Genomic DNA, 17,026 nt, shown 5'->3' with positions numbered 1-17,026 from the left:
CAAGTCAAACGCCTTGATGCAGTGCCACAAAACCGCCACTCAAGACGCAGCCGCAAGATTTCGCACTTGCGTCGTCGCAACGCACAAAGACATTGTCAGCGGCGCTCTTTTGCGGATACTCTGAAAAACGCAATAAAGACGGGATGATGGGTGAGAGGAGACCCTGATGGCGAAGCACGAAGGCCAGATCGTTATAAAAAAATATGCGAACCGGCGGCTCTACAACACCGGGACCAGCACCTATGTCACGCTCGACGACCTGGCTGTCATGGTGAAGAAGGGCGAAGATTTCATCGTCCAGGACGCGAAGTCCGGAGAGGACATCACCCATTCCGTGCTGACGCAGATCATCTTCGAGCAGGAATCCAAGACCGGCAATACGCTTTTGCCGATCTCGTTCCTGCGCCAGTTGATCTCGTTCTACGGCGACCAGATGCAGATGGTGGTACCGAGCTATCTCGAGCACTCGATGCAGGCTTTCACCGAACAGCAGTCGCAGATGCGCGAGCAGATCAACAAGGCCTTCGGCGACACGCCGCTCGGAAAGAACCTGCAGGCTCCGCTGCAACTTGTCGAAGAGCAGGTCCGCCGCAATACCGAGATGTTTCATCAGGCGATGCAGATGTTCTCGCCCTTCATCACCGCCCCGCCGGTGAAGGAAACCAAGAAGGCCGAGGCCAAGGATATCGACGAGCTCAAGGAGCAGCTTCGCGCGCTCCAGACCAAGCTCGACAATCTCGGCTAGCACGCCCTTTTCGCAAAGGCGGGTGAACCACCCGCCTCATTCCCTTGCGCTCGTACGTCCTCTGGACTGGGTTATACCCAGGATAAGGCCGGCTCCTAAAGGCCGATCGACACGTCGCGGCCGGCCGAACGCATCGAGACGGCAAAACCGGCGATGACATCGATGAAGCTTATCGTCATCAGGATGAAGAAGAGCTGGGTGGCCGCCGGCGCCAGCAACAGGAATTCGATCAAAAAGACGATGAACAGGATCATCGACAACAGGTGATCCATCAGCGCACGCGTGCTCGTGCGGGTCGCCTTCAGCAATTCGACGAAGAGCAACAGCAGTGCAACGACGATCAGGAGGTCGCCGAAGCGCATCGTCCAGGTCGCGCCCGACAGCATGGACAGCGACAGCATCTCGGCATTCAGCCCGGCAATACCGCCGAACATTCCGATCATCGCGAGATTGTAGATAACGAAAGGCAGGATCAGCAGCGGCACGGCAGCGAGCATCGGGCACGAACTCCTTTGCCGCGTCTTGCGGCGTCTTCAGGCCTAGGGCGCTGTGCGGTCGTATGAACGCACCAGGGACGCTCTAGCACTTAGGGTGTAGAGCACCTCTCCGCTTCCAGTGACTTCACTTGCAGCGTGATGCTCCAGCTCCTGCGGATAGCACAGGGTCCAAGCGAGAAAATGTCAGACGCAAAACAAAAGGGCCGGCAGAGCCAGCCCTTTGAACCATTCCACGAACGGAAACGCTTATGCGCTTTCCTTCGGGGTCAGAACCTGACGGCCACGGTACATGCCGGTCTTCAGGTCGATGTGGTGCGGACGGCGCAGTTCGCCCGAGTTCTTGTCTTCGACGTAGGTCGGAGCCTTGAGGGCGTCAGCGGAACGGCGCATGCCACGCTTGGACGGGCTCGTTTTTCTTTTAGGTACAGCCATTTCATTCTCCACTTATCGGGCAAACACTGTTCAGCAGCCGAAATGGCCGTGTTAAACAGATGTCAATCACGGAAATTTGGCGCGCTTATACATGGCCAACTCCCGCTTGACCAGTCCCCAGCCGCAATTTTTCGACTCAAGATCTGGCGGAACCGATTCAGACCTCGTCTTCGGGAACGACCCACGGCTCGGCGCGGGCCGCCTCTTCCCACTTTCGGTAGGCGGGATGCGCCTTCATCCGTTGCATGTATCCGAGCGATTCCTGATCCGCAACGAGATCATAGACGTCGAAACGGCTAACCACAGGAGCGTACATCGCGTCTGCTGCACCGAAGGCGCCGAAGAGGAACGGGCCGCCGGATCGGGCAAGCGCTTGCTTCCAGATTTGCTCGATGCGGGCGACATCGGCGCGAACGTCGGCATCCACCTCGAGAGCCTGCTTCTCCCGGCGGACATTCATCGGGCAGGCACCGCGCAACGCCCGGAAACCGGAGAGCATCTCCATGGAATAGCTGCGCGCCCGGGCGCGGGCCTCGCGATCCGCGGGCCAGAGCCCGGCATTGGGAAAGAGCTCGGCGACGTATTCGATGATCGCCAGCGATTCCCAGACGAGCAGTTCGCCATGCCGTAGCAACGGCACACGCCCCGTCGGCGAGACCGCACGGATTTCGGGATTGCCCGCCGCAAAGTCGAAGGGAATGACCACGTCCTCGAAATCGATGCCCGCGGCGCTCATCGCCATCCAGGGCCGCATCGACCAGGATGAATAGTTCTTGTTGCCGACGTAAAGGATAAGTCCGGTCATTTCTGTTCCTTGGCTAAGGTCTGTCCGAGAAAACGATCAGTTCCTCGAAATGGTTCATGTCCTCGAAGGAGCAGAAAGCCGGCGGATCGAGCTCGATCACCGGCACCCGTTCCCTGAGATAGGCAAGCTGGTCGCTCAACATCTCCTGCCAGCGCGGCAGTGCCGCGTCATCGAGCCAGTCGATGACATAGGCGAAGGTGATGTGAAACGCGTAGTCGTCATGATCCGGATGCCGATAGCCGAAGACTGCGGCGAAAGCATCGCGCCAAGCCTTGAGGCAAGCGCGATCGGCAGCGCTGTCTCCCTCGAGCGCGAGACCGGTCGGCGTCACATCCGTCACCCGCGCCCGGAAGGGCTGCTGCGGCGCAAAATTCTTGAGCCGTGCGCAGTAGTGCTCCGTCATCGCATCGATCGACGTGTCGAAGAGCATGTCAACGGGCCAATAGGGCAGCCTGCGGCGATATTCGATGATGCCCTGGAAGATCGTCATATGCAGGCTCGACGGATGGGTGAAGGCGAACTGCTTCGCCTCGGGCATCGCCAACAGACGATCGCGCACTGCGAGCACGGCAAGCTCTGACGGCGATCCGGCGGTGACGTGGGAGACAACCGTGTTGCCCGGCTCGCGCAGGAAACAGCCGTCGGTGCCGTAGCGGGTTCCAAGATGTTTCGGCGGAGCATCATTGGCGCTGCGGCCGAAGGCGAGAAGCGAAGGAGAGATCGAAATCATGGGAGAAACGAGGCCTTTCAAACGGAGAGAGGCCCAGATGGCAGAACTCTACTACGCGAGGATGACATCGGCCGGCGACGGCATCCAATGAAAAGGTCTGATCCTAATCATAAAGGCAGGTGATGTAGCCGCCGGAGCGGCTGGCGCGGCGCTCGATCAGGTTCGCCAGACGCTTGAGCCCGCGGCCCGGCTTGCCGGCGTTGCGCTCCTTCGGGTTGGGCAGCGAAACCGCGAGCAGCGCTGCCTGCCGGCGCGAAAGCTTCGACGCGGAAACCCCGAAATGGTGGCGAGCCGCAGCCTCGATACCGTAGATCCCGTCGCCCCATTCGGCGATGTTCAGGTAGATCTCCATCATCCGCCGCTTGCTCCAGACGAAATCGGCGGCGACAGCCAGCGGCAATTCCATGCCTTTGCGCAGGAAGGAGCGACCGTTCCAGAGGTAGAGGTTCTTGACCGTCTGCATCGGGATGGTGCTGGCGCCGCGGGTCGATTCCCCTTCGAGCGCATCTTGGACCACGCCGCGCATCTGGCCCCAGTCGACGCCGTCATGGGCGCAGAACTGGCCGTCCTCCGACATCATCACCGATTGCACCAACACCGGGGCGATGTTGTCGAATTCGACCCATTGACGATCGTAGCCGCGAAGCAGGACGAGATCGCGCAGCATCAGCGTCGAAACCGGGTGGATGAACTCGACAAGGTAGAGAATGATCAGCACATAGGGCAAGGCGACAAAGCCAAGGACGGCCAGGATGATCTGGCGGCGTCTCGTGCGTAACGTGCGGCGAAGCGAAGACCAGCGACTGGAAGGCACTTCGCCCTCCTCGCGCGCTTCCGGAACGACGTTCACGGCCTGACTGTTCACCTCGCTGTCCATCCGCTTCTCTTAGTGCATGCGCCGGCAGAGTTGAACGGGCTTTATGGCAAAAGGCAAGGCGCCCACACAACTGTCCCAGGGAAAGCGCGCGGCTGCGACACGAATCCCCGTTGAAAGCCCTCTTCGCCCGTGCCAAAGAGCGCGCATGAGCCAGGAAACATCGCCTTTCATCCTCCGTCTCGCCGGCAATGCCCGCGCTGTCGAAGCTCTGCTCGAGCGCCTGCTCGGCCCGACGACGGAGGCGGACGAGATCACGCGACCGGCCAACCTGCTCGCCGCCATGCGCCACGGGGTGCTGAACGGCGGAAAGCGGCTTCGCCCCTTCCTGGTGATCGAATGCGCCGATCTCCTGGGTGGCAATGCCGATGTGTCCGTGCGCGTCGGTGCAGCACTCGAATGTGTGCACTGCTATTCCCTCGTCCATGACGACCTGCCGGCGATGGACGACGACGACATGCGCCGCGGTCAGCCGACCGTGCACAAGGCCTACGACGAGGCGACGGCGATCCTTGCCGGCGACAGCCTGCTGACTTTCGCCTTCGACATCATCGCAGCACCCGAGACATCGCTTTCGGATGCGCAGAAGGTGGAACTGGTTCTGGCGCTCGGACGCGCCGCCGGACACGGCGGCATGGCTGGCGGACAGGCGCTCGACCTGGCCGCGGAAAAGTCGCCGCCTGACGAGGCCGGCATCGTCACGCTGCAGGCAATGAAGACGGGCGCCCTCATCCGCTTTGCCTGCGAGGCCGGCGCCATCGTCGCCGGAGCGTCGAAAAACGACCGCGCCCAGCTCCGTGCCTTCGGCGAAAAGATCGGCCTTGCTTTCCAGCTTGCCGACGACCTGCTCGACCTTACCGCCGATGCAGAGACTATGGGCAAGGCAACCGGCAAGGATGCTGCCCGTGGCAAGGGCACGCTGGTTGCGCTGCACGGCCAGGCCTGGGCGGAAGACCGGCTGGAGCAACTGGTCACAGAGGCCGAAGCCCTGCTTGAGCCCTATGGCGAGCGCTCGGCCATTCTCGTCGAAACCGCCCGCTTCATCGCCAACCGCAGGAGCTAGCTCCATGAGCAAGTACTGGTCGCCGATCGTCTCCAAGCTGAAGCCCTATGTGCCTGGCGAACAGCCGCGCATCGCCAATCTGGTGAAGCTCAACACCAACGAATGCCCCTATGGCCCCTCTGGGAAGGTGCTCGACGCGATCGGCGCTGCAGCGAGCAGCGACCTCCGCCTTTATCCCGACCCGCTGGCGCTGAAGCTGCGCCAGGCGATTGCCACGCGCTATGGCGTGACGGCGGACGAAGTCTTTGTCGGCAACGGCTCGGACGAGGTATTGGCGCACATTTTCGCCGGCCTGCTCAAGCATGACGCACCGCTGCTCTACCCGGATATTTCCTACAGCTTCTATTCGACCTATGCGCGGCTCTTCGAGATCGACGCGGTCGAGATCCCGCTCAGTGATCGCTTCGCGATCGATATTGCCGACTATGACCGGCCCTGCGGCGCGATCATCCTGCCGAACCCCAATGCGCCGACCGGCATTGCCCTGCCGCTCGCCGAGATCGAGCGGCTCGTCGCGGCGCACCCGGATCAGCCCGTCGTCATCGACGAAGCCTATGTCGACTTCGGCGGAGAGACCGCCGCAACGCTGGTTTCGAAATACAAGAATCTGCTGGTCGTTCAGACCTTCTCCAAGTCGCGTGCGCTTGCGGGCCTGCGCGTCGGCTTCGCCATCGGTCAGCGCCCGCTGATCGAGGCGTTGGAGCGGGTGAAGGACAGCTTCAATTCCTATCCGCTCGGCCGTCCGGCCCAGGCCGGAGCCGTCGCCGCGATCGAGGACGACGCCTGGTTCGAGGAAACCCGCGCCAAGATCATCGCGTCGCGCGAGCGCCTTGCGGCCGATCTGACGACGCGCGGCTTCGAGGTTCTGCCCTCGTCGGCAAACTTCGTTTTCGCCCGCCATCCCGACCATAGCGGTGAACCGCTGATGAAGGCGCTGCGCGAGCGTGCCGTGCTGGTGCGCCATTTCGCCAAGCCGCGCATCGGCGATTTCCTGCGCATCACCATCGGCACCGATCAGGAATGCGCCCGTCTGATCGAGGCGCTCGACGAGATCGTCTGACATCTTGTCTCGGTGACATTTCGCTGTTTCAAACCGGTGATGAACTGATCTAGCCTCCGGCAACCGAGCCGGAGCTTGTCACATGTTCGACCCGACGCCCTATCTGCCACAGCTTCTCATCGCCTGGACTGCGTATCTGATCGCGACCGCTTCGCCGGGGCCCGCGATCCTCGCGATCATCACCACGTCGGTCAGCCAGGGACGGAAAGCGGGCCTGGCGCTTGCCCTCGGCGTACTCACCGGAAGCTACACCTGGGCGATGCTCACGGCGTCAGGCCTCTCGGCTCTCATCCGCGCCTATGGCCATGCGATCGTCGTGCTCAAGATCGCCGGCGCCTGTTATCTCTTCTGGCTTGCCTATAACGCGCTGCGCGCCGCCATGCGCACCGACAGAAGCACGATCGTGCCGGTGGCGAAGGCGCAGACATCGCTGAAGCGGCTCTATCTCAAGGGGCTCGGCATCCACCTCACGAACCCCAAGGCGATCTTCTCCTGGATCATGCTGGTTTCGCTCGGCATGCCCGAAGGTGCGCCCGTCGGCGTCACTGCCACCTTCATCGGCGGCTGTATGGTTCTGGGCTTGATGACCTTCTGCGGCTTTGCGATCGTCTTCTCGCTGTCACCGGTCCACCGTGCCTATCTCAGGTCCAAGCGGGTGATCGAGAGCCTGATGGCCGGCTTCTTCGCCTTTGCGGGGCTGAAGTTGCTGACGTCGCGGCTTTAGGTCTGAGGCCGTCCAGTCTCGGACTGCACCCGTTTACTCAGCAGCCGCCTGGCCACGGCCGTAGCGCTTCTCGATATAGTCGGACACGAGCGTCTCGAAGTCACCGGCGATGTTGGGACCACGAAGCGTCATCGCCTTCTCGCCGTCGATGAAGACCGGAGCTGCCGGCATTTCGCCGGTTCCGGGCAGCGAGATGCCGATATCGGCATGCTTGCTTTCACCCGGGCCGTTGACGATGCAGCCCATGACCGCGACCTTCAGCCCCTCGACGCCGGGATACTTCTCGCGCCAGACCGGCATGTTGCGGCGGATGTCGTCCTGGATCTTCTGGGCAAGCTCCTGAAACACCGTGGACGTGGTGCGGCCGCAACCGGGACAGGCGGCAACGACGGGAATGAACTGGCGGAAGCCCATGACCTGCAGCAGTTCCTGCGCCACCTGCACCTCGCGGGTGCGGTCGCCGCCGGGCTCCGGCGTCAGAGAGATGCGGATCGTGTCACCGATGCCCTGCTGCATCAGGATGCCGAGCGAGGCCGACGAAGCGACGATGCCCTTGGTGCCCATACCGGCTTCGGTAAGCCCGAGATGCAGCGCATGGTCTGAACGGGCCGACAGCATGGCGTAGACGGCGATCAGGTCCTGAACGCCCGAGACCTTGGCCGAGAGGATGATGCGGTTGCGCGGCAAGCCGATCTCTTCGGCAAGTTCCGCCGACAGCAACGCCGATTGCACGATCGTTTCGCGCGTCACTTCTTGGGCGGTCAGCGGAAAGCCGTTGGCCTTGTTCTCGTCCATCAGCCGCGTCAGCAGCTCCTGATCGAGCGAACCCCAATTGACGCCGATGCGCACCGGCTTGTCGTAGCGGATCGCCATCTCGACGATCTCGGCGAACTGCTTGTCCTTCTTGTCCTTGAAGCCGACATTGCCCGGATTGATGCGGTATTTCGCCAGCGCCTCGGCGCAGGCCGGATGGTCGGAAAGCAGCTTGTGGCCGATATAGTGGAAATCGCCGACGAGCGGGACATCCAGGCCGAGGCGCTCGAGCCGCTCGCGGATCTTCGGCACGGCGGCAGCGCTTTCGTCACGGTCGACGGTGATGCGCACCAGTTCCGAGCCGGCCTTGTGGAGCGCGGCCACCTGGGCCACGGTCGCATCGATATCGGCCGTGTCGGTGTTGGTCATCGACTGGACCACGACCGGCGCCCCGCCCCCGACGATGACACCACCGACGTCGACGGCAACGGAGGCGCGGCGGGGCTGCGGGTCGTAATCGAAGGCGGAAGACATGAAGGCCTCTTCGTAGGTCACTAAGCCGGGCGCGGATGCGGGTACAACCCACATGGACTTTCCTCAACCCGCCCTGGCTATTTGCCTTTCAGGTGGATGAGGAAAGCCTGATTGTCAACGGCGACATCATGCCCTGACGGCGATTTGATGGCGGCCTTGCGCTGGAGGCGCGCTTGCGACCCGCGCAGAACAAGCACGTCCGCGGCCCAATAGATCATTCGTGCCCCTTGGCGTGATCGGCATGCACCGCATGGTGCGACAGCAAAAGCACCACGATGAAGAGCAGCGGCACCGATGCGAAGATGATGGCAAAGCCCGTATGCTCGGCGACGAAGCCGATCAGCGACGGCGCGAACAGCATGCCGGAATAACCCATGAAGGTCGCGACCGAGAGGCCGATGCCCGGCTGCAGACCCGGCATGTTGCCGGCGGCCGAGAACGCGATCGGCACCATGTTGGAAATGCCGATGCCGGCGATGGCAAAGCCGAGGATGGCGACATAGGCATTGGGTGCGGTGCCCGCGATGACCATGCCGACGAGGGCCGTCACCGTGCAGATGCGCAAGGTGCGCTTGGCGCCGAAGCGGTCCCGGACGAAATCGCCGGCAAAACGCATGGTCGCCATGGTGGCGGAGAAGGCGGCAAAGCCGAAGCCGGAAAGCTCCACCGAAGCGCCAAGTTCGTTGCGCAGGTAAAGCGCACCCCAATCGAGCACCGTGCCCTCCGGTACCATCGAGAACAGCGCCATGATGCCGATCAGCCAGGGAAGCGGCGTCATTGGCAGGCGCAGTTTTTCCTTGGCAGCACCCGGATGCGGCTTGTCGGCCAGGATCATCGGCCAGGCGGCGACGATCAGTGCCAGGCAGATCGCAGTGACGACGAGGACATGCGGCAGCACGCCGAAGCGGGCCATGAGGAAGCCGCCGATACCGGCACCGATCAGACCGCCGAGGCTCCAATAGGCATGACAGGACGACATGATCGCCCGGCGCATGGATTTTTCGACCTCGACCGCATTGGCATTCATCGCGACGTCCATGGCGCCAGCAAAGCCACCAAGCAGGAACATGGCGACGGCGGCCGTCCAGACATCGGGGACTAGAGTCAAGAGCAGAAGCAACGGCGACAGGATGATGGCGGTGACCTTGACCACCTTCTGAGACCCCACACGGGCGATGTAGCCGCCGGCAATCGGCATCAGCACCAGCGAGCCGATACCGAACATCAGGATCAACAGGCCGAGCACGCTTTCGCTGATGCCGAGCCGGTCCTTGAATTCAGGGATCTTCGGCGCCCAACTGCCGATGACGAAGCCGTTCAATAGGAAGAGCAATGAGACGGCCAGCCGGTTGCGGGTCATGTAGCCCTGGCGGATGGGCGCGGTGGGAGAACGTTGGTCCATGGTCTTGCCTCTGTGCCGGATCGTCCGGCTCAAACTGTGATTTCGATCAGATTTCCGTCGGGGTCGCGCAGGACCGCCTCATAGAAGCCGTCACCGGTAAAGCGCGGCTTCGCAACCAGTATGCCCTCGGCCTCGGCACGCGCCGCCATCGCGTCAACCGCCTGCTCGCTGCCGAGCGACAGTGCCACATGGGCAAGGCCGGTACGCTCCTGCGCGGGATCGCCCGGCGTAACCCAAGGGCCTTCCATGATCTCGACTGCGGGCCCATCGGCGAGCCTCAGGAAACGCGAACGGAAGCCCGGACGGCGCCGGCTCTCGTAGATTTCGCCGACGGAGGCGCCGAAGAAGGACGACCAGAAACCGGCAATGCCCTCGAGGTCGCGGGTCCACAGCGCCACATGGGTAATCGTCATTGCTCAGGCCCTCCCGCCATCAGAATATCTGCGCCCGTCGCCTTGAACGCCGCACAATGCTCAGCCGGAGCATCCTCTTCCAGCACCAACGTCGCCCTCTCGTCGATGCTGGCGATGGTGTGGGGGGCTGCGGTCCCGAGTTTGTCGCTGGTGATGGCGACGACGAGACGCCGGCTGCGCTGGGCGACGAGCCGCTTGAACTCCGCATCCTCGAAATAGATTGCCGTCAGGCCGGCGACAGCGTCGGCGCCGCAGGTGCCGAGATAGCAGAGGTCGGGCCGGAGCAATTCCGCATCGCGTTGCGCCCGCGCACTGATCGCCGCCCCAACTGCCCGGTTGAGCGGTCCACCGAGCAGGATGAGATCCACCCCTGGCTTTTCCATGAGGGCCGCGGCAATCAGCGGCGTATTGGTAACGACGGTCACCTGCAGGTCCGGCTCGATCAGTTGCGCGATCGCAAGATTGGTCGAACCGGCGTCGAGAAACACGGTCATGCCCGGCTTGATCAGCCCGGCGGCCGCACGGGCAAGGGCGGCCTTGCGCTCCGGCGCCATCGCCACCCGCTCCCTCAAAGTGCTGTGCGCCGCCGGAACGACCGGGAGCGCGCCACCGTAAACGCGCTCGCAGAGACCGGCCGCCGCCATTTCCCGGAGGTCACGGCGAATGGTGTCTTCGGAGACATTGAGCTCAGCGGCAAGATCGACAGCCAGCACCCGGCCATTGGCCTTCAGCCGCTCCTGGATCAGCGTCTTTCGCTCGCGAAGAAGGAGTTCGCCCGACATTTTCACCGATCGTGTAAAAACGTGCATGAATCGCTACAAATGTGCATATCCAATTTTGAAACCGATTTCAAGTCGCGAAAACCAGCCAAATCGCGAAGGACCTGAAAATCCGCAAACCGAGCTCATTGCGCACAAACGGCACCATTTCGAAGAAAATTCTTCATCAAAACGCTCGGGAATTGGTGTTTTATACGCTCAGATCGCCGATCTTTTATGCGATTGTCCGCTCAATCCGGACGACGGGCCGGGCCAGAAAGAAGATGGAAAATCACGATGAAACTCCTCCCCACGCTGTTTGCCGCTGCTCTGATGCAGGTTGCCGCGCTTGGCTCCGCTGAAGCCGGCGAGAACCTCAACGCGATCAAATCTGCCGGTGTGCTGAAAATCGGCACCGAGGGCACCTATGCGCCCTTCACCTACCACGACGCCTCCGGCGCGCTCGTCGGCTTCGACGTCGAGATCGGCCAGGCGGTCGCCGAGAAGCTCGGCGTGAAGGCCGAATTCCTCGAAGGCAAGTGGGACGGCCTGATCGCCGGCCTCGACGCCAACCGTTACGACACGGTCATCAACCAGGTCGGCATCACCGAAGAGCGCAAGAAGAAGTACGACTTCTCCGAGCCCTACATCGCCTCCAAGGCCGTGCTGATCGTCAAGTCGGACAACGAGGAGATCAAGGGCTTCGATAACCTCAAGGGCAAGAAGTCGGCCCAGTCGCTGACCAGCAACTTCGGCAAGATCGCAACCGCGTCCGGCGCCGAACTCGTCGGCACCGACGGCTTCGACCAGTCGATCCAGCTCGTCTTGACCGGCCGCGCCGATGCGACGATCAACGACAGCCTCTCCTTCCTCGACTTCAAGAAGAAGAAGCCCGACGCCCCGGTGAAGATCGCCGCCGAGCAGGCCGACGCCGACTTCTCCGGCATCATCATCCGCAAGGGCGAGCCGGAACTGCTGGAAGCGATCAACAAGGCGCTGGTCGATATCAGGGCCGACGGTACCTACGACAAGATCTCGCAGAAGTACTTCGGCGCCGACGTCTCGAAGTAACCCCCGACCGACATTGCCGCCGGTTTCTCAGCCGGCCAATCTCGGCTATGAAAAGCGATCCGTTCCGGCCTCCGGGGCGGATCGCGCTTTTTGAAAGGCCCGCCCTTGACCACCTGGCTCCCACTGATGCTGGAATCCCTGCCGTCCCTGCTGTGGGCCGGCCTGACATTCACCATCCCGCTGACGCTGCTTTCCTTCGTTTTCGGTCTGATCCTCGGTCTCGTCACCGCCGTTGCCCGGCTCTTCGGACCGGCACCGGTCGCCTTGATCGCGCGCTTCTACGTGTGGGTGATCCGCGGCACGCCGCTGCTCGTGCAGCTCTTCGTGATCTTCTACGGCCTGCCGAGCGCCGGCATCCTGCTCGATGCCTTCACCGCTGCCCTCATCGGCTTCTCGCTGAATGTCGGCGCCTACACGTCCGAGATCATTCGCGCCGTGATTTCCTCGGTTCCGCGCGGGCAATGGGAGGCGGCCTATTCCATCGGCATGAGCTGGAGCCAGGCGATGCGCCGCACCATCCTGCCACAGGCGACGCGCGTCGCCGTGCCGCCGCTGTCGAACACCTTCATCTCGCTAGTGAAGGACACCTCGCTTGCCGCCGCCATCACCGTGCCCGAGATGTTCCAGACGGCGCAACGCATCGTCGCCACCACCTACGAGCCGCTGATCCTCTACATCGAGGCGGCGCTGATCTATCTCGCCATGAGCTCCGTGCTTTCCGCCCTGCAGGTCAGGCTGGAACGACGCTTCGCCCGCTATGGCGGTTTCCTGGAGGCACGCACATGATCGAGCTCTCCCACATCGAAAAGCGCTTCGGCGACAATCTCGTGCTGAAGGATATCTCGGTCGCGCTCGCCGAGGGTACGGTGACCGCGCTGGTCGGCCCGTCCGGCGGCGGCAAGAGCACGCTGCTGCGCTGCATCAACCTGTTGGAGATCCCAACCTCCGGATCGATCAAGCTCGGTGACGAGAGGCTCGAATTTGCCCCTGGCCGCAAGGTCGGTTGGGCCGCGATCCAGCGGCTGCGCCGGCAGACCGGCATGGTGTTCCAGAACTTCCAGCTCTTCCCGCACCAGACAGCACTCGGCAACGTCATGGAAGGCCTCGTCACCGTGCTGAAATGGCCGGCCGACAGGGCGAAATCCCGGGCAATGGAGCTTCTCGAAAAGGTCGGCATGGCGCACAAGGCCGATGCCTGGCCGGCCACCCTTTCCGGCGGCCAGCAACAGCGCGTGGCGATTGCCCGTGCGCTTGCCCCGTCGCCGCGCGTGCTTCTCTGTGATGAGCCGACCTCGGCGCTCGACCCGGAACTGGCGGAAGAAGTGGTCGAAGTCCTGAGCCGGCTCGCGCGCGAAGGCACGACGATGGTCATGGCGACGCATGATCTCCGCCTTGCCTCTCGCGTTGCCGACAAGGTGATCTTCCTCGACGGCGGCGTCATCGTCGAAAGCGGTGCCCCGAAGACGATCTTCTCGGCGCCCGAACGCGAACGAACCAAGAAGTTCATCGCTTCACTCAGCGCCCCGCACGACTACGAGATCTGAGACAACGAAAAGCACAAATGGAAACGGCCGGATTCGCATCCGGCCGTTTCTCTATGTCTGAACGGAACCTTAGGCTTCGAAGACGATCAGCAGGTCCTTGGCGTCGATCTGGTCGCCGGCGCGCACCAGCACCTCGGTGACCGTGCCATCCTTCTCCGCGTGCAGTGCCGTTTCCATCTTCATCGCCTCGATCGAAAGCAGCACGTCGCCGGCCTTGACCGCCTGACCGGCGCTGACGGCGACGGTCGAGATGACGCCCGGCATCGGCGCGCCGAGCTGGGCGGCATTGCCGCCTTCGGCCTTGCGGCGCACGGCGCTGGCAGCGCTGCGGTTACGATCCGGAACCTTGATGAGGCGCGGCTGGCCGTTGAGTTCGAAGAACACCTTGACCATGCCCTTCTCGTCCGGCTCGCTCTTGGCCTGGTGCAGGATCACCAGCGACTTGCCTCTCTCGATTTCCGGTTGCAGCTCCTCGCCTGGTGCCAGCCCGTAGAAGTAAGCCGGCGTCGGCAGCACGCTGACCGGACCATAGGTGTCGGCCGCGATCGCATAGTCGGTGAAGACCTTCGGGTACATCAGGTAGGAGGCGAACTCGAAGTCGTCGACCTTGCGCTCGAGCTTGTCCTCGATGCTTTTACGTTCCGCATCGAGATCGGCCGGCGGCAACAGCGAGCCCGGAACGGCGGTGTAGGCCTTCTCGCCCTTCAGCGCCTTCTTCTGCAGCGCTTCCGGCCAGCCGCCCGGGGGCTGACCGAGGTCGCCCTTCAGCATCGATACGACCGAATCCGGGAAGGCGATGTCCTTCGCCGGGTTCTCGACGTCGGCAACCGTCAGGTCCTGGGAGACCATCATCAGCGCCATGTCGCCGACGACCTTCGAAGACGGCGTCACCTTGACGATATCGCCGAACATCTGGTTGGCATCGGCATAGGCCTGGGCGACGCGGTGCCACTTGGTCTCAAGCCCGAGCGAACGCGCCTGTTCCTTGAGGTTGGTGAACTGGCCGCCCGGCATTTCGTGCAGGTAGACTTCCGACGCCGGTCCCTTGAGATCGCTTTCGAAGGCGGCGTACTGGTAACGCACCGCTTCCCAATAGAAGGAGATGCGGCGGATCCATTCGGGGTCGAGGCCCGGATCACGCTCCGAGCCGCGCAGCGCCTCGACGATCGAACCGAGGCAGGGCTGCGAGGTGTTGCCGGAGAGCGCGTCCATTGCCGCATCGACCACATCGACGCCGCTATCGACGGCAGCAAGCACGGTCGCAGCCGCGATGCCCGAGGTGTCGTGCGTGTGGAAATGGATCGGCAGATCCGTCGCTTCGCGCAGCGCCTTGAAGAGCACGCGCGCGGCCGCCGGCTTCAACAGGCCCGCCATGTCCTTGACGGCGATCATGTGCGCGCCGGCCTTTTCGAGCTCAGCGGCAAGGGCCGTGTAGTACTTGAGATCGTACTTCGGACGGGCCGAGTTGAGGATGTCGCCGGTATAGCAGATCGCCGCCTCGCAGATGCGGTTCTCCTCGGCAACAGCCTCCATCGACACGCGCATGTTGTCGACCCAGTTGAGGCAGTCAAAGACGCGGAAAACGTCGATGCCGCCCTTCGCCGCCTGGCGGACGAAGTATTTGACGACATTGTCAGGATAGTTCTTGTAGCCGACGCCGTTGGCACCGCGCAGAAGCATCTGCAGCAACAGGTTCGGCGCATCCTCGCGGATGCGGGCGAGGCGATCCCACGGATCTTCAGTCAGGAACCGCATGGAGACGTCGAAGGTCGCACCACCCCAGCATTCGAGCGAGAAGAGCTGCGGCAAGGCACGGGCATAGGTGCCGGCGACACGGGCGATGTCATGCGTGCGCATGCGGGTCGCCAACAGCGACTGATGGCCGTCGCGCATCGTCGTATCGGTTAGGAAAACCTGCTTTTCGCCGCGCACCCACTCGGCAAATTTCTTCGGGCCGAGTTCGTCGAGCTTCTGCTTGGTGCCGGCCGGAATGTCCCCTTGAATGAACGGCACGACGGGCTTGGCTGCATCCGCCGGCGGCTTCGGGCGCCCTTTTGCTTCCGGATGACCGTTGACGGTGACGTCGGCGAGGTATGTCAAGAGCTTCGTCGCACGGTCCTGGCGCCTGACCTGCTGGAAAAGCTCCGGCGTCGTGTCGATGAAGCGGGTGGTGTAGGTGTTGTTGCGGAACTGCTCGTGGCCGATGATCGCCTCGAGGAAGGTGAGGTTGGTGGCGACGCCGCGGATGCGGAATTCGCGCAGCGCACGATCCATGCGGCTGATCGCTTCCTGAGGCGTGCTGCCTGAAGCCGTGACCTTGACCAGCAGCGGATCGTAGTAGCGGGTGATGTAGGCGCCGGTGTAGGCCGTGCCGCCGTCGAGACGGATGCCGAAACCGGCCGCCGAGCGATAGCCGGTGATACGGCCGTAGTCGGGAATGAAGTTCTGTTCCGGATCCTCGGTGGTGATGCGGCACTGCAGCGCGTGGCCGTTTAGGCGGATGTTCGCCTGGTCAGGCACACCCGATTCCGGCGTGCCGATCGCCTCGCCGTCGAGAATGTGGATCTGCGCCTTGACGATGTCGATGCCGGTCACCACTTCGGTAACGGTGTGCTCGACCTGGATGCGCGGGTTTACTTCGATGAAGTAGAATTTGCCGGTACTGACGTCCATCAGATACTCGACCGTGCCGGCGCCGACATAGTTGGTCGCCTTGGCGATCTTCAGCGAATAGTCGGCCAGTTCCTGGCGCTGCGCATCCGAGAGATAGGGCGCCGGCGCGCGCTCGACGACCTTCTGGTTGCGGCGCTGGATCGAGCAATCACGCTCGAAGAGGTGCACGACATTGCCGTGGGTATCGCCGAGGATCTGGCTTTCGACGTGGCGGGCGCGTTCGACCAGCTTTTCGAGATAGACCTCGTCCTTGCCGAAGGCGGCCTTGGCCTCGCGCTTGGCTTCGGTCACCTCGCGGATCAGGTCCTTCGGGTCGCGAATGGCGCGCATGCCGCGTCCGCCGCCGCCCCAGGAGGCCTTGAGCATGACCGGATAGCCGATCTCGGCGGCAAGGCGATGGATTTCCTTTTCGTCTTCCGGCAGCGGATCGGTGGCCGGCACGACCGGCACGCCGACGGAAATGGCGAGGTTGCGCGCCGCGACCTTGTTGCCGAGCTGGCGCATGGTCGCCGGGCGCGGACCGATGAAGATGATGCCGGCGGCGTCACAGGCATCGACGAATTCGGGGCTTTCCGAAAGCAGGCCGTAACCCGGATGGATGGCGTCGGCGCCCGAGAGCTTGGCGACGCGGATCACCTCGTCGATCGACAGATAGCTTTCGATCGGGCCGAGGTCGCGGCCAAGGTGCGGCCCGCGGCCGATCTGATAACTTTCGTCCGCCTTGAAGCGGTGCAGCGCCAGTTTATCTTCTTCCGCCCATATCGCGACCGTTTTCAGACCGAGTTCGTTTGCAGCGCGGAAAACGCGGATGGCAATTTCAGAACGGTTGGCAACAAGGATCTTCGAGATAGGCAAGTCGGTCTCCTCAATGACTTGAAATTGCGGGAAATGCTGCACCCGCGAAATAAAGTATTAGCGGGTCACTGAGCGGAGCGCAATTTCAGATGC

Annotated in this window: 18 protein-coding genes; 8 read left to right on the top strand and 10 right to left on the bottom strand. The window is 62.7% G+C overall.

From position 1 onward, the window contains the following. The first annotated feature begins 166 nt into the window (after window positions 1-166). Complete coding sequence (gene phaR, locus AB4Z53_RS08320; RefSeq protein WP_113535384.1) at window positions 167-745, top strand: polyhydroxyalkanoate synthesis repressor PhaR; 579 nt, start codon at window positions 167-169, stop codon at window positions 743-745. Between the two features lie 95 nt (window positions 746-840). Here phaR and AB4Z53_RS08315 read toward each other — a convergent pair whose 3' ends face one another. From AB4Z53_RS08315 to mtgA, 5 genes are all read right to left on the bottom strand, one after another. Further along, window positions 841-1,242, bottom strand: a complete 402-nt coding sequence (locus AB4Z53_RS08315; protein ID WP_113535385.1) for a hypothetical protein — start codon at window positions 1,240-1,242, stop codon at window positions 841-843. A gap of 246 nt (window positions 1,243-1,488) precedes the next feature. Continuing rightward, entirely contained in the window at window positions 1,489-1,674 is a 186-nt protein-coding gene (gene rpmF, locus AB4Z53_RS08310) for a 50S ribosomal protein L32 (protein WP_003543812.1), read from the bottom strand. 157 nt (window positions 1,675-1,831) lie between these two features. Beyond that, a complete protein-coding gene (locus AB4Z53_RS08305; protein WP_441595539.1) occupies window positions 1,832-2,479 on the bottom strand; it encodes a glutathione S-transferase family protein in 648 nt (215 codons plus the stop codon). 13 nt (window positions 2,480-2,492) lie between these two features. Next, complete coding sequence (locus AB4Z53_RS08300; protein WP_441595538.1) at window positions 2,493-3,209, bottom strand: DUF1868 domain-containing protein; 717 nt, start codon at window positions 3,207-3,209, stop codon at window positions 2,493-2,495. Between the two features lie 103 nt (window positions 3,210-3,312). After that, on the bottom strand, window positions 3,313-4,086 hold the full coding sequence (gene mtgA / locus AB4Z53_RS08295) for a monofunctional biosynthetic peptidoglycan transglycosylase (RefSeq protein WP_113535388.1): 774 nt from the start codon (window positions 4,084-4,086) through the stop codon (window positions 3,313-3,315). 145 nt (window positions 4,087-4,231) lie between these two features. Between mtgA and AB4Z53_RS08290 the strand changes: the two genes are divergently transcribed. From AB4Z53_RS08290 to AB4Z53_RS08280, 3 genes are all read left to right on the top strand, one after another. Then, window positions 4,232-5,146 carry a polyprenyl synthetase family protein gene (locus AB4Z53_RS08290; RefSeq protein WP_291148634.1) on the top strand — a complete coding sequence of 305 codons (915 nt, stop codon included), beginning with the start codon at window positions 4,232-4,234 and terminating at the stop codon, window positions 5,144-5,146. Window positions 5,147-5,150: 4 nt separating this feature from the next. Further along, window positions 5,151-6,206 carry a histidinol-phosphate transaminase gene (gene hisC, locus AB4Z53_RS08285; RefSeq protein WP_441595537.1) on the top strand — a complete coding sequence of 352 codons (1,056 nt, stop codon included), beginning with the start codon at window positions 5,151-5,153 and terminating at the stop codon, window positions 6,204-6,206. Window positions 6,207-6,288: 82 nt separating this feature from the next. Beyond that, window positions 6,289-6,930 carry a LysE family translocator gene (locus AB4Z53_RS08280; protein ID WP_223725890.1) on the top strand — a complete coding sequence of 214 codons (642 nt, stop codon included), beginning with the start codon at window positions 6,289-6,291 and terminating at the stop codon, window positions 6,928-6,930. Between the two features lie 33 nt (window positions 6,931-6,963). Here the strand turns inward: AB4Z53_RS08280 and ispG are convergent, their stop codons facing one another. The 4 genes from ispG to AB4Z53_RS08260 all read right to left on the bottom strand — a co-directional run bounded on the left by ispG (window position 6,964) and on the right by AB4Z53_RS08260 (window position 10,814). Beyond that, complete coding sequence (ispG, locus tag AB4Z53_RS08275) at window positions 6,964-8,217, bottom strand: flavodoxin-dependent (E)-4-hydroxy-3-methylbut-2-enyl-diphosphate synthase (protein ID WP_113535437.1); 1,254 nt, start codon at window positions 8,215-8,217, stop codon at window positions 6,964-6,966. A 214-nt stretch (window positions 8,218-8,431) separates the two neighbouring features. After that, window positions 8,432-9,619, bottom strand: coding sequence for an MFS transporter (locus AB4Z53_RS08270; RefSeq protein ID WP_441595536.1), 1,188 nt, complete (start codon window positions 9,617-9,619; stop codon window positions 8,432-8,434). A gap of 29 nt (window positions 9,620-9,648) precedes the next feature. Then, a complete protein-coding gene (locus AB4Z53_RS08265) occupies window positions 9,649-10,032 on the bottom strand; it encodes a VOC family protein (protein ID WP_441595535.1) in 384 nt (127 codons plus the stop codon). Then, window positions 10,029-10,814 carry a DeoR/GlpR family DNA-binding transcription regulator gene (locus AB4Z53_RS08260; protein WP_441595534.1) on the bottom strand — a complete coding sequence of 262 codons (786 nt, stop codon included), beginning with the start codon at window positions 10,812-10,814 and terminating at the stop codon, window positions 10,029-10,031. The genes AB4Z53_RS08265 and AB4Z53_RS08260 overlap by 4 nt, the downstream gene beginning before the upstream one ends. 25 nt (window positions 10,815-10,839) lie before the next feature. Here AB4Z53_RS08260 and AB4Z53_RS08255 point away from each other — a divergent pair, with 25 nt between their 5' ends. The 4 genes from AB4Z53_RS08255 to AB4Z53_RS08240 all read left to right on the top strand — a co-directional run bounded on the left by AB4Z53_RS08255 (window position 10,840) and on the right by AB4Z53_RS08240 (window position 13,405). Continuing rightward, window positions 10,840-11,091, top strand: a complete 252-nt coding sequence (locus AB4Z53_RS08255; RefSeq protein WP_441595533.1) for a hypothetical protein — start codon at window positions 10,840-10,842, stop codon at window positions 11,089-11,091. Next, window positions 11,088-11,861 carry an amino acid ABC transporter substrate-binding protein gene (locus AB4Z53_RS08250; protein WP_223725895.1) on the top strand — a complete coding sequence of 258 codons (774 nt, stop codon included), beginning with the start codon at window positions 11,088-11,090 and terminating at the stop codon, window positions 11,859-11,861. Before AB4Z53_RS08255 ends, AB4Z53_RS08250 begins: the two co-directional genes overlap by 4 nt. 105 nt (window positions 11,862-11,966) lie before the next feature. Further along, window positions 11,967-12,647, top strand: coding sequence for an amino acid ABC transporter permease (locus tag AB4Z53_RS08245; RefSeq protein ID WP_113535395.1), 681 nt, complete (start codon window positions 11,967-11,969; stop codon window positions 12,645-12,647). After that, window positions 12,644-13,405 (top strand): amino acid ABC transporter ATP-binding protein, encoded by a 762-nt coding sequence (locus AB4Z53_RS08240; protein WP_441595532.1) that lies wholly within the window; start codon window positions 12,644-12,646, stop codon window positions 13,403-13,405. Before AB4Z53_RS08245 ends, AB4Z53_RS08240 begins: the two co-directional genes overlap by 4 nt. 69 nt (window positions 13,406-13,474) lie before the next feature. On the opposite strand, the gene pyc is transcribed toward AB4Z53_RS08240, so the two are convergent. Next, window positions 13,475-16,933: a pyruvate carboxylase gene (pyc, locus tag AB4Z53_RS08235; protein WP_441595531.1), complete on the bottom strand. Its 3,459-nt coding sequence runs from the start codon at window positions 16,931-16,933 to the stop codon at window positions 13,475-13,477. Between the last annotated feature and the right edge of the window lie 93 nt (window positions 16,934-17,026).

This window comes from Ensifer sp. 2TAB8 (assembly GCF_052115125.1).
In the GTDB taxonomy this organism is placed as follows: Bacteria; Pseudomonadota; Alphaproteobacteria; order Rhizobiales; family Rhizobiaceae; genus Ensifer.
This window is presented reverse-complemented; position numbering and strand designations above follow the sequence as displayed.

Excerpts from the sequence above, each read along its gene's own strand:
- AB4Z53_RS08305 (WP_441595539.1), bottom strand. The coding sequence starts at position 2,479 with ATGACCGGACTTATCCTTTACGTCGGCAACAAGAACTATTCATCCTGG.
- AB4Z53_RS08260 (WP_441595534.1), bottom strand. The coding sequence starts at position 10,814 with ATGTCGGGCGAACTCCTTCTTCGCGAGCGAAAGACGCTGATCCAGGAG.
- rpmF (WP_003543812.1), bottom strand. The coding sequence starts at position 1,674 with ATGGCTGTACCTAAAAGAAAAACGAGCCCGTCCAAGCGTGGCATGCGC.
- AB4Z53_RS08280 (WP_223725890.1), top strand. The coding sequence starts at position 6,289 with ATGTTCGACCCGACGCCCTATCTGCCACAGCTTCTCATCGCCTGGACT.
- AB4Z53_RS08250 (WP_223725895.1), top strand. The coding sequence starts at position 11,088 with ATGAAACTCCTCCCCACGCTGTTTGCCGCTGCTCTGATGCAGGTTGCC.
- AB4Z53_RS08290 (WP_291148634.1), top strand. The coding sequence starts at position 4,232 with ATGAGCCAGGAAACATCGCCTTTCATCCTCCGTCTCGCCGGCAATGCC.
- mtgA (WP_113535388.1), bottom strand. The coding sequence starts at position 4,086 with ATGGACAGCGAGGTGAACAGTCAGGCCGTGAACGTCGTTCCGGAAGCG.
- hisC (WP_441595537.1), top strand. The coding sequence starts at position 5,151 with ATGAGCAAGTACTGGTCGCCGATCGTCTCCAAGCTGAAGCCCTATGTG.
- AB4Z53_RS08255 (WP_441595533.1), top strand. The coding sequence starts at position 10,840 with ATGAATCGCTACAAATGTGCATATCCAATTTTGAAACCGATTTCAAGT.
- phaR (WP_113535384.1), top strand. The coding sequence starts at position 167 with ATGGCGAAGCACGAAGGCCAGATCGTTATAAAAAAATATGCGAACCGG.
- AB4Z53_RS08315 (WP_113535385.1), bottom strand. The coding sequence starts at position 1,242 with ATGCTCGCTGCCGTGCCGCTGCTGATCCTGCCTTTCGTTATCTACAAT.
- AB4Z53_RS08240 (WP_441595532.1), top strand. The coding sequence starts at position 12,644 with ATGATCGAGCTCTCCCACATCGAAAAGCGCTTCGGCGACAATCTCGTG.
- ispG (WP_113535437.1), bottom strand. The coding sequence starts at position 8,217 with ATGTCTTCCGCCTTCGATTACGACCCGCAGCCCCGCCGCGCCTCCGTT.
- AB4Z53_RS08270 (WP_441595536.1), bottom strand. The coding sequence starts at position 9,619 with ATGGACCAACGTTCTCCCACCGCGCCCATCCGCCAGGGCTACATGACC.
- AB4Z53_RS08300 (WP_441595538.1), bottom strand. The coding sequence starts at position 3,209 with ATGATTTCGATCTCTCCTTCGCTTCTCGCCTTCGGCCGCAGCGCCAAT.
- AB4Z53_RS08265 (WP_441595535.1), bottom strand. The coding sequence starts at position 10,032 with ATGACGATTACCCATGTGGCGCTGTGGACCCGCGACCTCGAGGGCATT.